Genomic DNA, 12,422 nt, shown 5'->3' with positions numbered 1-12,422 from the left:
ACTCAGCTAACCGACTTTTACCTGCGGAATCCCCATGACCCCCAACGCCGAACGCTACAACCCCTCCACCGACTACGCCGACAAGCTCATCAGCCGCATCGGCCAGACGCCCAGCTGGATCGCCAAGCGCATCGGCGTGACCGACAAGCGCATCCGCTACATCCTCGACGGCTCGCGCACGGTCAAGGGTGAAACCACCGAGATCCAGATGACCTACCCCGAACAATTTGCCCTCGAATGCCTGGCGGCCGAGGCCAGCGCCAAGAAAAAAGCCTGAGCGGACCCGCACCATGCCCCACAACGAAAGCCTCAAGGATTACCAACGCGTACGCCTGCTGGCGATCCGCTCGCTGTTCGAGATCATCGAGCAGTCCAGTGAGGGCACGGTGATCGTCGACCGCGATGCCAACATCGTCTGGATGAACGAGCGCTACGCCCGCCGCTTCGGCCTGGAGTCCGCCGCCCAGGCCCTGGGCCGCGCCTGCGAGAGCGTGATCCCCGGCAGCCTGCTGCGCGAAGTGGTGCGCAGCGGGCGGCCGATCCTGCTGGACATGCAGGACACCCCCAAGGAACCGCTGGTGGTGATGCGCCTGCCGATCCACGACGACGCCGGGGCGGTGATCGGCGCCATCGGCTTTGCCCTGTTCGACGAGTTGCGCAGCCTCTCGCCCATGCTCAAGCGCTACATGAGCATGCAGGAAGAGCTGGCCTCCACCCGCTCGCTGCTGCGCGCGCGCCAGGCCAAGTACACCTTTGCCCACTTCATCGGCACCAGCGCCGCCAGCCTTGAGGTCAAGCGCCGCGCCCGGCGCGGCGCCAGCGCCGACTCGCCGGTGTTGCTGCTGGGGGAAACCGGCACCGGCAAAGAGCTGCTGGCCCAGGCCATCCACGACGCCTCGCCGCGGGCGCACAAGGCCTTCGTCAGCATCAACAGCGCGGCGATCCCGGAAAACCTGCTGGAAGCGGAATTCTTCGGCACCGCCCCCGGCGCCTTTACCGGCGCCGACCGCAAGGGCCGCACCGGCAAATTGCAGATCGCCCAGGGCGGCACGCTGTTTCTCGATGAAATCGGCGACATGCCCCTGCCCCTGCAAAGCAAGCTGCTGCGGGTGTTGCAGGAAAAGGAATTCGAGCCGCTGGGCTCCAATGAGGTGATCCACAGCGACGTGCGGGTGATCGCCGCCACTTCCACCGACCTGCAAGCGGCGATTGGCCGCGGCGAGTTTCGCGCCGACCTGTACTACCGCCTCAACGTCCTGCCGATCCAGGTGCCGCCGCTGCGCGAACGCCTGGACGACCTGCCGGCCCTGAGCGAAGCCATCCTCGAAGAGCTGCGCAGCCAGCACGAACTGGACCGCGACGCCCTGGCCCTGCTGGGCCGCCACGCCTGGCCGGGCAACATCCGCGAACTGCGCAACGTGCTGGAACGGGCGGCGCTGCTCAGCGACGACCTGCTTCTCGGCGCCCCGGCCATCGCTGCTGCCATTGGCACCCTGAGCCCCCTGCAACCCTCCCCGGCACCCGCCACCACGGTGCTGGAGGGCGAAACCTTCAGCGCCGCCCGCCAGCGCTTCGAGCGCCAATTGATCGAGGCCACCCTGGCCCAGTGCGGCGGCAAAGTCAGCGAAGCCGCCCAGCGCCTGGGGCTGGGGCGCTCGACGCTGTACAAGAAAATGCTGGCATTGGGGATCGCCGAGTCTCACTAAAGAGACTCAAATCTCCCAAAAGAGACGAAGCCGCGCTGTACGCTCCTTCGTGGGCACGCCCGCGCCCACAGCGTGTTTCACAGGCTGCGGTGGTGGCAGCGGGCCTGCCCGCGATAGCGCCCTACGTCCCACAACAGAGACAAATACCTGCCCTTCGCCACCAGACCAATAAAATATTCATATATTTCAACAACTTAAAACCTGGCATAGATCTCGCTAAGGATTTTTCCTACACCCGTTGCACCCCACAAAAATAACAATCCGATGGAGACACACCATGAGTGTGATTATTGCCCTGGCCGCGCTCGCGCTGCTGATGCTGGCGGCCTACCGTGGCTACAGCGTCATCCTCTTCGCCCCCATTGCCGCCCTCGGTGCCGTGTTGCTCACGGACCCTTCCGCCGTCGCGCCCGCGTTCACCGGGGTGTTCATGGAAAAAATGGTCGGTTTCATCAAGCTGTACTTCCCGGTGTTCCTGCTGGGCGCGGTGTTCGGCAAGCTGATTGAGCTGTCCGGGTTCTCGCGCTCCATCGTCGCCGCCGCGATCCGCCTGCTGGGCACCCGCCAGGCCATGCTGGTGATCGTGCTGGTCTGCGCCTTGCTGACCTACGGCGGCGTGTCGCTGTTCGTGGTGGTGTTCGCGGTGTACCCGTTCGCCGCAGAGATGTTCCGCCAGAGCAACATCCCCAAGCGGCTGATCCCGGCCACCATCGCCCTGGGCGCGTTTTCCTTCACCATGGACGCCCTGCCCGGCACGCCACAGATCCAGAACATCATCCCCAGCACCTTCTTCAACACCACGGCCTGGGCCGCGCCTTGGCTGGGGCTGATCGGCACGATCTTCGTGTTCTGCGCCGGCATGCTCTACCTGGCGCGCCAGCGCAACAAAGCGCAACGGGCCGGCGAAGGCTACGGCACCGAGCTGCGCAACGAGCCGGAAACCGCCGAAGACATCAAGCTGCCCAACCCCTGGGTTGCGCTGTCGCCGCTGCTGCTGGTGGGGGTGATGAACCTGCTGTTCACCCACTGGATCCCGCAGTGGTACGGCAAGACCCACAGCCTCAGCCTGCCGGGCATGAGCGTGCCGGTGCAGACCGAAATCGCCAAGCTCACCGCGATCTGGGCAGTCCAGGCCGCGTTGCTGGTGGGCATCATCATGGTCCTGGTGTTCGGCTTCAGTGCCATCCGCAGCAAACTGGCCGAGGGCAGCAAAAGCGCGGTCAGCGGCGCGCTGCTGGCGGCGATGAACACCGCGTCCGAGTACGGCTTCGGTGCGGTGATCGCCTCGTTGCCGGGGTTCCTAGTGCTGGCCGATTGGCTCAAGGGCATCCCCAACCCGCTGGTCAACGAAGCCATTACCGTGACCTTGCTGGCCGGCATCACCGGCTCGGCTTCCGGCGGCATGAGCATTGCCCTGGCGGCCATGTCCGAGAGCTTCATCGCGGCGGCCAACGCGGCCAACATCCCCTTGGAAGTGCTGCACCGCGTCGCCTCCATGGCCAGCGGCGGCATGGACACCCTGCCCCACAACGGCGCGGTGATTACCCTGCTGGCCGTGACCGGGCTGACCCACCGCGAGGCCTACAAGGACATTTTCGGCATCACGCTCATCAAGACCCTTGCGGTGTTCGTGGTGATCGCTACTTTCTATGCCACCGGCATTGTGTGAGGCACCCATGAAAACATTGAACGGCAAAACCGCCCTGGTCACCGGCTCCACCAGCGGCATCGGCCTGGGCATTGCCCTGAGCCTGGCCAAGGCCGGCGCCAACCTGATCCTCAACGGCTTCGGCGACGCCTCGGCGGTAATCGCCCAGGTCGAGCACTATGGCGGGCGGGTCGGCCACCACGGCGCCGACGTCAGCGACCCGGCGCAGATCGCCGACATGCTCGCCTATGCCGAGCGCGAGTTCGGCGGTGTCGACATCCTGGTCAACAACGCCGGCATCCAGCACGTGGCGGCGGTGGAGGCGTTCCCCGCCGAACGCTGGGACGCGATCATCGCCATCAACCTGTCCGCGGTATTCCACAGCACCCGCTTGAGCTTGCCGGGGATGAAAGCCAAGGGCTGGGGGCGGATCATCAACATCGCCTCGGTGCATGGCCAAGTCGGCTCGGTGGGCAAGGCCGCTTACGTGGCGGCCAAGCACGGGGTCATCGGCCTGACCAAAGTGGTGGGCCTGGAAACCGCCACCAGCAACGTCACCTGCAACGCCATCTGCCCCGGCTGGGTGCTCACGCCCCTGGTGCAAAAACAGATCGATGAGCGCATTGCCAGCGGCATCGACCCGCAACAGGCCCAGCACGACCTGCTGGCCGAGAAACAACCGTCCCTGGCGTTCGTCACGCCCTCGCAACTGGGGGAGCTGGTACTGTTTTTATGCAGCGACGCCGGCAGCCAAGTGCGCGGCGCGGCGTGGAACATCGATGGCGGGTGGTTGGCCCAGTAAGGCCCGTCGCTGCCGTCGTAGCCAGCGGGCTGGCCCGCTGGCTGCACACAACAATAAGAGGCCTCTATGTCCGACATCCTTTGGCAACCCAGCGCCGAGCGCATCCGCGCCTCCCGCCTGCACGCCTTTGCGCGCCTGCTCCATGACCGCCACGGCATCGCCCTGCGCGACTACCCCAGCCTGCACCAGTGGAGCATCGACCAGCGCGCCGAGTTCTGGCAGGCCATCGTCGATTTCTTCGACGTCCAGTGGCACGCCGCGCCCCACGCCGTGCTGCGCGAAGGCCCGCAGATGCCCGACGCCCAGTGGTTCCCCGGGGCCACCCTGAACTTTGCCGAACACCTGCTGCGCCGCCGCGACACCCACACGGCGGTGGTTGCCCTCGGCGAAGACGGCCAGCGCGAAACCCTGAGCTACCGCGAACTCGCCGAGCAGGTCGCCGGCCTGCAAAAAAGCCTGCGCGCAGCGGGCGTGGGCCTGGGCGACCGGGTGGCGGCGTGCATGCCCAACACCTGGCAAACCCTGGTGGCCATGCTCGCCACCACCAGCCTGGGGGCGATCTGGTCCTGCTCATCGCCCGACTTCGGCACCCAAGACGTGATCGACCGCTTCGGCCAGATCGAACCCAAGGTGCTTATCACCTGCGCCGGCTACCGCTACGCCGGTAAAAACCTCGACCAAAGCGCCAAGATCAACGAAATCCTGCAACGCCTGCCGTCCCTCGAACAGTTGCTGATCGTGCCTTACGCCCGCCCCGAGGCGCGGGTCGAGGATTACCGCACCCAGGCCCGCGTGGCGCTGTGGGCGGACTTCTACCACAGCGGCGGCGAGCCTGAGTTCGTCGCGGTGCCGTTCGCCCACCCGCTGTACATTTTGTATTCGAGCGGCACCACCGGCGTGCCCAAATGCATCATCCACAGCACCGGCGGCGTGCTGTTGCAGCACCTCAAGGAACACGGCCTGCACACCGACCTGGGCCGCGACGACGGCCTGTTCTACTACACCACCTGCGGCTGGATGATGTGGAACTGGCTGGTCTCGGCCCTGGCGGTGGGCAGCCGCGTGGTGCTGTACGACGGCTCGCCGTTCCACCCCCAGCCCGAGCGCCTGCTGGACCTGATCGATGCCGAGGCCATCAGCGTGTTCGGCACCAGCCCCAAGTACCTGGCGAGCCTGCAGGCCGAAGGCCTGCAACCGCGCCACAGCCACAACCTGGGCAGCCTGAGGACGCTCCTGTGTACCGGCTCGGCCCTGTCGCCGCACAGCTACGACTACGTTTACGAGCAGATCAAGGCCGACCTGTGCCTGGCGTCGATGTCCGGCGGCACCGATATCGTCTCCTGCTTTGTCGCCGGCAACCCCTGGCAAGCAGTGCGCCGTGGCGAGATCCAGGGCAAGAGCCTGGGCATGGCGGTGCAGGTGTGGAACGCGGCCGGGCAACCGGTGGTCGGCGAAAAGGGCGAACTGGTGTGCACCCGCCACTTCCCGGCCATGCCCATTGGCCTGTGGCACGACCCCAGCGGCGAGCAGTTGCGCGCCGCCTACTTCAGCCAGTTCCCCGGGGTCTGGGCCCAGGGCGACTACGCCGAGGAACTGGCCCACGGCGGCATGCTGATCCATGGCCGCAGCGACGCGGTACTCAACCCCGGCGGCGTGCGCATCGGCACCGCGGAAATCTACCGCCAGGTGGATAAAGTCCCCCAGGTGCTGGAAAGCATCGCCATCGGCCAGCAGTGGCAAGGCGACGTGCGGGTGGTGCTGTTTGTGCGCCTGCACGCGGGCGTGGCGCTGGACGCGGCGCTGGAGCAACACATCCGCCAGGTCATCCGCGCCAACACCACACCGCGCCACGTGCCGGCGAAAATCCTCGCGGTCAACGACATCCCCCGCACCCTCAGCGGAAAAATGGTCGAACTGGCGGTGCGCAACGCGGTCCATGGCTTGCCCGTGAAAAACACCGACGCCCTGGCCAACCCGCAAGCCCTGGACGAGTTCCGCGACCGCCCGCAGTTACGCGAGTAGCCCGGCCGGGGCTGCTGGGCGGCCCTTAGGCACCTGTGGGGGACGAGTGTGTGGGAGCGAGCCTGCTCGCGATGGCGGTCTTGGCTGTACCGGTCGCATCGCGAGCAGGCTCGCTCCCACAGGGGCCATTGCCCCGCCACCTGGTTGCCCCACCACCGCCAGGCGTTGTGCCCCACGCCCGGGCGCCGCACAATCGCGCCTCAGCCTCAGGACCTTGCCGATGACCACCGCCGCCACCAACGAAGCCCAAGCCCTGATCTCACGCCTGGACTGGGCCGCCAGCCCCCTGGGCGCCGCAGCGGCGTGGCCGCAGAGCCTGCGCACGGCGGTGGATATCGTGATCCACTCGCCCATGCCCATGCTGCTGCTCTGGGGCCCGCAACTGACCCAGCTCTACAACGACGGCTTCGCCCTGCTGGCCGGCAACAAGCACCCCCACGCCTTCGGCCAGCCCACCCACCAGGTGTGGCCCGCGATCAAGGACTTCACCGCGCCCATCTACGACGCCGTGCTGCAAGGCCAGGTACGCACTTACAGCGAGCAATACTTCAACCTGCAACACGACGACGGCCAAAGCGACCTGTGGCTGGACCTCACCTACAGCCCGATCCGCGACGAACGCGGGCACGTGGCGGGTATCCTCGTCACCGCCATCGAAACCAACGAACGCCGGCGCGTGGCCCTGGAGCTGAAAAAACGCTCCGAGGCCAACCTACAGGCCCGCCAGGAATCGGAAGAGCGCCTGCGCCTGGCCCTGGCCGCCACCGACGCCGTGGGCACCTGGGACTGGGACATCCGCGAAGACCGCTTCATCGCCGACAGCCATTTCGCCACCCTGCACGGCGTGGACCCGACCCAGGCCGGCGAGTTGCCCATCAGCGCCTACCTGAGCGGCGTGCACCCCGAAGACCGCGGCATGATTGCCCGCAGCATCAAGCACTGCATCACCCACAGCACCGAGTACGCCGAGGAATACCGCTTGCTGCTGGCCGACGGCAGCCTGCGCTGGGTGTTTGCCCGCGGGCGCTGCTACAAGGACCACCACGGTCGGCCGCTGCGTTTTCTCGGCGCGGCCCTGGACCTCACCGACCGCAAGCAGATCGAACAGGCCCTGCGCCAGAGCCAGACCGAGTTGCAGCTGATTATCAACGCCATGCCGGTGTTGATCGGCTACGTCGACCAGCAAGAGTGCTTTCGCCTGAACAACAGCGCCTACTTGGACTGGTTCGGCCTCACACCTCAAGAGTTGTACGGCAAGAGCATCCGCGAGGTGATGGGCGATGCCGACTACCAGGAACGCCACGCCCACATCGCCCAGGCCCTGGCGGGCAAGCCGTGCAGCTTCGAGGCCACCTCCCGGCACCGCGACGGGCGCCTGCGCCACGCGTTGATGAAGTACTTGCCGCGCCTGGGCGCGGACGGGGCGGTCAACGGCTTCTACATCTTTGTGATCGACGACACCGAGCGCAAACAGACCGAAGCGGCCCTGCGCAACCTCAACGAAACCCTGGAAGAACGGGTCGCCGAGCGCACCCGCGAACTGGCCGACGCCAACCAGCGCCTGCAAAACGAGATGTTCGAGCGCGAGCGCGTCGAGGATGCCCTGCGCCATGCGCAAAAAATGGAAGCGGTGGGCCAACTCACCGGCGGCATCGCCCATGACTTCAACAACATGCTCACCGGCATCATCGGCAGCCTGGACCTGATGCAGCGCTACATCGCCGACGGGCGCGCCGATGAGATCGACCGTTTCACCGAAGCCGCCGTGACCTCGGCCAAGCGCGCGGCGGCCCTGACCCATCGCCTGCTGGCGTTCTCCCGTCGCCAGTCGCTGAACCGCCAACCCCTGGACCCCAACACCCTGGTGCGCTCGCTCGAAGAGCTGTTTTTGCGCACCAAGGGCGAACACATCCGCTTCAAGGTGCAACTGAGCGACAACGTCTGGCCGGTAAACACCGACGCCGGGCAACTGGAAAACGCACTGCTCAACTTGGTCATCAACGCCCGCGACGCCATGCCCGACGGCGGCGAACTGCTGATCGAAACCGCCAACAGCTACCTCGACGGCACCGACATCAGCACCCTGGAACCGGTCAAGGCCGGGGATTACGTGATGCTCGCCGTCAGCGACAACGGCGCCGGCATGAGCCCACGGGTGCTGGCCAAGGCCTTCGACCCGTTCTTCACCACCAAACCCATCGGCCAGGGCACGGGGCTGGGGTTGTCGATGATCTACGGCTTCGCCCAGCAGTCGGGTGGCCACGTCACCCTGAGCAGCCAACCGGGCCTGGGCACCTGCGTGCGCCTGTACCTGCCGCGCCTGCACAATGCCGCGCCGCTGGAAGAAGCCCTGATGGGCAGCGCCCAGGCGCCCTGCGCCCGCGCCGGCGAGTCGGTGGTAGTGGTGGAGGACGACCCTGCGGTGCGCATGCTGGTGCTCGATGTGTTGAGCGAATTGGGCTACAGCGCCCATGAAGCGGTGGACGCCCCCGGCGCCTTGGCGCTGCTGGAGTCCGAGTTGCGGGTGGATTTGCTGGTGACCGACGTGGGCCTGCCGGGTATGAACGGCCGGCAACTGGCGGAAATCGCCCGCCAGCACCGGCCCGGGCTCAAGGTGCTATTCATGACCGGTTACGCCGAGAAAGCCGCCGAACGCCAGGGCTTTCTCGACGAAGGCATGGACCTGGTGACCAAGCCGTTTTCCATCGACCTGCTGGCCATCAAAATTCGCCGCATGATCGGCCAGCCCCAGTGATTTGCGGCATAATCGCGCCCCGCTGCCATTCCCGCGTCAAGGTCACTGCCCGATGAAAGCCCAAGCCCGCCATATCCTGGTCAAAACCGCCGAAGAAGCCGAACAACTCAAACAGCGCATCGCCAAGGGCGAAGCCTTTGACGTGCTGGCCAAAAAGTATTCCACCTGCCCCTCCGGCAAACGCGGCGGCGACCTGGGCGAAGTGCGCCCAGGGCAAATGGTCGGCGCCATCGACCAAGTGATCTTCAAAAAGCCCCTGCGCACCGTGCATGGGCCGATCAAGAGCAAATTCGGCTATCACCTGGTGCAGGTGTTCTACCGCGACTGAACCCACCGCGGGCAGGCTTATGGGGGAGCTGGCCTGTGTGGGAGCGAGCCTGCCCGCGATAGCGCCATTGCAAGCGCTAGAGGGCCATCGGCTGTACCGGCCTCATCGCGGGCAGGGCCCGCTCCCACCGTTGAGCGGTGGTGTGGGTGGGATGTGCGTTCCCTCTGTGGGAGCCCTACTCGCGATGGCAATTTCAAGACCGCCATCGCGAGCAGGCTCGCTCCCACAGTGGAAAAATGAAAATCCCACCCGCCCCGCAGTTCAACTGTGGGAGCCTGCTCGCGATGGCGGTGACGAACGAAGACCGTTGCTCCCACAAAAAGCACCCTGCACAACCGCCGAGTCGCGCGCTGAGAGTTGCCGCGAGCTAGAAACACGTCTCCAGGCACTCCACCACCCGCCACTGCTCGTCCACCAGCAACCCTACCCGCCATTTGTCGAAGCTCAGGCACGGGTGCGAGGTGCCGAAGGCGATGATGTCGCCGATGCGCAACTCAAGGCCTGGGGCCAGCGTCATGAAGGCATGCTGCTCCATCACCGCCGTAACCCGGCAACCCGCCACATCCCCCGCCACCGTTGCCCCGGCGCGATAGCCGCGCAACGGCACCGGCAGCCCGGCGTCGTAGGCCACGTCGCGCTTGCCCAGGGCCACCACGGCCAGGCCCGGCTCGGGCAGCGACTGCACATGGGCCCAGACCTCCAGGGCCGGGCGCAGGCCTTCGTGCAGGTCGGCGCGGCGCTCCAGCACCCCGCACTGGGCGTCCTTGTAGATGCCGTGGTCATGGGCCACGTAACTGCCGGGGCGTAGCACGCTGAGAAAGCGCCCGCTGGCATTGCGGCTGGCGAAGGCCTCGGCGACCAAGTCGTACCAAGCCGAACCGGACGCGGTGACGATCGGCCGGGCCAGGGCAAAGGCGCCCTCAGCCTGCAAATCCACCGCCAGGCGCACCAGGGACGCGGCGAACTCACGGATACCGCTGCTGGCATGCTCGCCGTGGATCACCCCTTCGTAGCCCTCGATGCCGGTCAAGGCCAGCGCCGGCCGGGCCCCGATGGCGCGGGCCAGGTCGAGCACCTCTTGCTCACTGCGACAGCCACAGCGCCCACCGACCACGCCGTACTCGATCATCACATTCAGGCGCAGCCCCCGCTCCCCGAAGAACGCCGCCAGATCGGCGACGTTGTCCGGGTGATCCACCAGGCAGTGGAACTCGAAGGTCGGGTCGGCGAGCAACTGGGCAATCAACGCCATATTGGCCGCGCCCACCAACTGGTTGGCCATCAACACCCGACGCACGCCATGGGCGTAGGCGGCGCGGGTCTGCACCGCGGTGGCCAGGGTGATGCCCCAGGCGCCGGCGGCCAGTTGCCGGGCAAACAGCGCCGGCATCATGGTGGTTTTGCCGTGGGGCGCCAACTCGGCGCCGCTGGCACGGGCAAAGGCTTGCATCCAGTGCAGGTTGTGCGCCAGCGCGGCGCCGTTGAGCACCAGCGCGGGCAGGCTGACATCGTGCAACAGGCTGGCACCGCACGGGGCGGCGCCTTTTTCTACGGCGGGCAGGTTCAAAGGGACGGGCATGGTCCGGCTCCAGGGGTCGAGGTGATCGGCGGCACTGAGGGTTCAGGCTTTTTTCTTGTAGGCCACGCAGTCGATCTCCACCTTGCAGTCGACCATCATGCTCGCCTGCACGCAGGCCCGGGCCGGCGCGTGCTCGCTGCTGAAATATTCGGCGAAGACTTTGTTGAAGCTCCAGAAGTCCCGCGGGTCGTCCAGCCACACGCCGGTGCGCACCACGTCTTCGAGGCCATAACCGGCCTCGTGGAGAATGGCGATCAGGTTGCGCATGGCCTGGTGGGTTTGCTCGACGATCCCGCCGTTGATGATCTCGCCATCAAGGGCCGGCACCTGGCCCGACACATACAACCAGCCATCGGCCTCCACCGCCCGGGCAAAAGGCCGGGGCTGGCCACCACCGGCGGTGCTGCCGGTGCCGTAACGGGTAATGCTCATATCGGTTGCTCCTTGGCTTAGCGGGAAAACAGCGCCAAGCCTAGCACTCGGCGCCGCCACAATAGAGGCACCCGTGCTGGCCAACCTGTGGGGCCGGGGCAGACCGGCAGCCGGAATGCCGCCATCGCGAGCAGGCTCGCTCCCACAGAGGGAACACACCCACACCACCGCTCAACGGTGGGAGCAGGCCCTGCCCTCGAAGGCGCGCGCACTCAAGCGCTACCCGGTTGCACCCTGGCCGGCGCTACGCACCTGTTCGATATAGCGCACCACCGCCGGAGCCTTTTCAAAGCGCCGGTGGATCAGCGACAGCCAGGAACTGGCCGGGCTGTCCGCGATGGGCCGGTAGACCACGTTGGGCAGGCTGACATGGCCCACCGCCGAGGCCGGCACCACGGCCACGCCCTGGCCCAATGACACCAGGGCGATCACCGCCACCAGCCCACCCGGTTGCGGCCCCAGGCGCGGGGCGAAACCGCCCTGGGCGGCGACCTGCAAGGTGCCGCTGACCTGTTCGGGAAGGATGAAGGTCTGCGCCTGCAAATGCTCGGCGTTGATCTGCGCCAGGCGGCACAGCCAGGAATCGGCGCTCAGGGCCAGGACAAAGCCTTCGCTGTCCAGCCGCACAGCCTCCAGACCTTCGGGCAGGGTCATGGGCGAACGGATGTAGCCAATATCGAAACGCCCCTCGGCCACCCGCCCCGGCAACGCCGCCATGGCGCTTTCGCGCACGCTGAGGCTGACGTCCGGGCAGGCGTGGCTGAAGGCCTGCACCTGTTTTTGCAACAGCCCCGAGTACACCGCCGACGCCACGTAGCCCAACTCGATGTGGCCGATTTCACCGCGCCCGGCACGCTGGGCGTTGCGCTGGGCCAGCTCGAACTGGCGCACCGTGGCCTCGGCCTCGATCAGCAGCGTCGCCCCGGCCTCGGTCAGGCTGACTTGGCGCTGCTGGCGCAGGAACAGGCGCGTGCCCAGGGCGTGCTCCATGTCCTGGATCTGCCGGGTCAGGGTCGGCGGCGCGATGCCCAGTTGCTCGGCGGCGCGGGTGAAATTGCGCTGGCGGGCGACAGCGAGGAAATAGCGGAAGTGGCGGATTTCCATGGGGCATTAGCTCAAAGGTAATGAAAGGCTCGCGGCCAGCTAACGA

At 66.5% G+C, this 12,422-nt stretch carries 10 protein-coding genes; 7 read left to right on the top strand and 3 right to left on the bottom strand.

Annotated elements, in window-relative coordinates:
* Positions 1-34 precede the first annotated feature (34 nt).
* The 7 genes from AC19YR_RS13745 (at position 35) to AC19YR_RS13715 (ending at position 9,261) form a co-directional block, all read left to right on the top strand.
* Positions 35-277: a hypothetical protein gene (locus AC19YR_RS13745; protein ID WP_095109912.1), complete on the top strand. Its 243-nt coding sequence runs from the start codon at positions 35-37 to the stop codon at positions 275-277.
* 13 nt (positions 278-290) lie between these two features.
* Positions 291-1,706 carry a sigma-54 interaction domain-containing protein gene (locus AC19YR_RS13740; RefSeq protein ID WP_500598849.1) on the top strand — a complete coding sequence of 472 codons (1,416 nt, stop codon included), beginning with the start codon at positions 291-293 and terminating at the stop codon, positions 1,704-1,706.
* Between the two features lie 277 nt (positions 1,707-1,983).
* Entirely contained in the window at positions 1,984-3,375 is a 1,392-nt protein-coding gene (locus AC19YR_RS13735; RefSeq protein ID WP_095109914.1) for a GntP family permease, read from the top strand.
* Positions 3,376-3,382: 7 nt separating this feature from the next.
* Entirely contained in the window at positions 3,383-4,156 is a 774-nt protein-coding gene (locus AC19YR_RS13730; RefSeq protein WP_095109915.1) for a 3-hydroxybutyrate dehydrogenase, read from the top strand.
* Between the two features lie 66 nt (positions 4,157-4,222).
* A complete protein-coding gene (locus AC19YR_RS13725; protein WP_500598846.1) occupies positions 4,223-6,178 on the top strand; it encodes an acetoacetate--CoA ligase in 1,956 nt (651 codons plus the stop codon).
* A 220-nt stretch (positions 6,179-6,398) separates the two neighbouring features.
* Positions 6,399-8,933, top strand: coding sequence for a PAS domain-containing hybrid sensor histidine kinase/response regulator family protein (locus tag AC19YR_RS13720; RefSeq protein ID WP_500598844.1), 2,535 nt, complete (start codon positions 6,399-6,401; stop codon positions 8,931-8,933).
* Between the two features lie 52 nt (positions 8,934-8,985).
* Complete coding sequence (locus tag AC19YR_RS13715; RefSeq protein WP_007932676.1) at positions 8,986-9,261, top strand: peptidylprolyl isomerase; 276 nt, start codon at positions 8,986-8,988, stop codon at positions 9,259-9,261.
* 367 nt (positions 9,262-9,628) lie between these two features.
* On the opposite strand, the gene AC19YR_RS13710 is transcribed toward AC19YR_RS13715, so the two are convergent.
* The 3 genes from AC19YR_RS13710 to AC19YR_RS13700 all read right to left on the bottom strand — a co-directional run bounded on the left by AC19YR_RS13710 (position 9,629) and on the right by AC19YR_RS13700 (position 12,376).
* On the bottom strand, positions 9,629-10,840 hold the full coding sequence (locus AC19YR_RS13710) for an amino acid deaminase (protein WP_500598840.1): 1,212 nt from the start codon (positions 10,838-10,840) through the stop codon (positions 9,629-9,631).
* Positions 10,841-10,882: 42 nt separating this feature from the next.
* Complete coding sequence (locus AC19YR_RS13705) at positions 10,883-11,272, bottom strand: RidA family protein (protein WP_095109919.1); 390 nt, start codon at positions 11,270-11,272, stop codon at positions 10,883-10,885.
* A gap of 219 nt (positions 11,273-11,491) precedes the next feature.
* Positions 11,492-12,376, bottom strand: a complete 885-nt coding sequence (locus AC19YR_RS13700; RefSeq protein WP_500598838.1) for a LysR family transcriptional regulator — start codon at positions 12,374-12,376, stop codon at positions 11,492-11,494.
* Between the last annotated feature and the right edge of the window lie 46 nt (positions 12,377-12,422).

The sequence above is a fragment of the Pseudomonas sp. MF08817 genome, assembly GCF_059862705.1.
Note: the sequence above shows the minus strand (reverse complement) of the source record. Positions and strands in the feature narration are given on the sequence as shown.

Excerpts from the sequence above, each read along its gene's own strand:
- AC19YR_RS13740 (WP_500598849.1), top strand. The coding sequence starts at position 291 with ATGCCCCACAACGAAAGCCTCAAGGATTACCAACGCGTACGCCTGCTG.
- AC19YR_RS13745 (WP_095109912.1), top strand. The coding sequence starts at position 35 with ATGACCCCCAACGCCGAACGCTACAACCCCTCCACCGACTACGCCGAC.
- AC19YR_RS13725 (WP_500598846.1), top strand. The coding sequence starts at position 4,223 with ATGTCCGACATCCTTTGGCAACCCAGCGCCGAGCGCATCCGCGCCTCC.
- AC19YR_RS13730 (WP_095109915.1), top strand. The coding sequence starts at position 3,383 with ATGAAAACATTGAACGGCAAAACCGCCCTGGTCACCGGCTCCACCAGC.
- AC19YR_RS13700 (WP_500598838.1), bottom strand. The coding sequence starts at position 12,376 with ATGGAAATCCGCCACTTCCGCTATTTCCTCGCTGTCGCCCGCCAGCGC.
- AC19YR_RS13735 (WP_095109914.1), top strand. The coding sequence starts at position 1,984 with ATGAGTGTGATTATTGCCCTGGCCGCGCTCGCGCTGCTGATGCTGGCG.
- AC19YR_RS13720 (WP_500598844.1), top strand. The coding sequence starts at position 6,399 with ATGACCACCGCCGCCACCAACGAAGCCCAAGCCCTGATCTCACGCCTG.
- AC19YR_RS13715 (WP_007932676.1), top strand. The coding sequence starts at position 8,986 with ATGAAAGCCCAAGCCCGCCATATCCTGGTCAAAACCGCCGAAGAAGCC.
- AC19YR_RS13710 (WP_500598840.1), bottom strand. The coding sequence starts at position 10,840 with ATGCCCGTCCCTTTGAACCTGCCCGCCGTAGAAAAAGGCGCCGCCCCG.
- AC19YR_RS13705 (WP_095109919.1), bottom strand. The coding sequence starts at position 11,272 with ATGAGCATTACCCGTTACGGCACCGGCAGCACCGCCGGTGGTGGCCAG.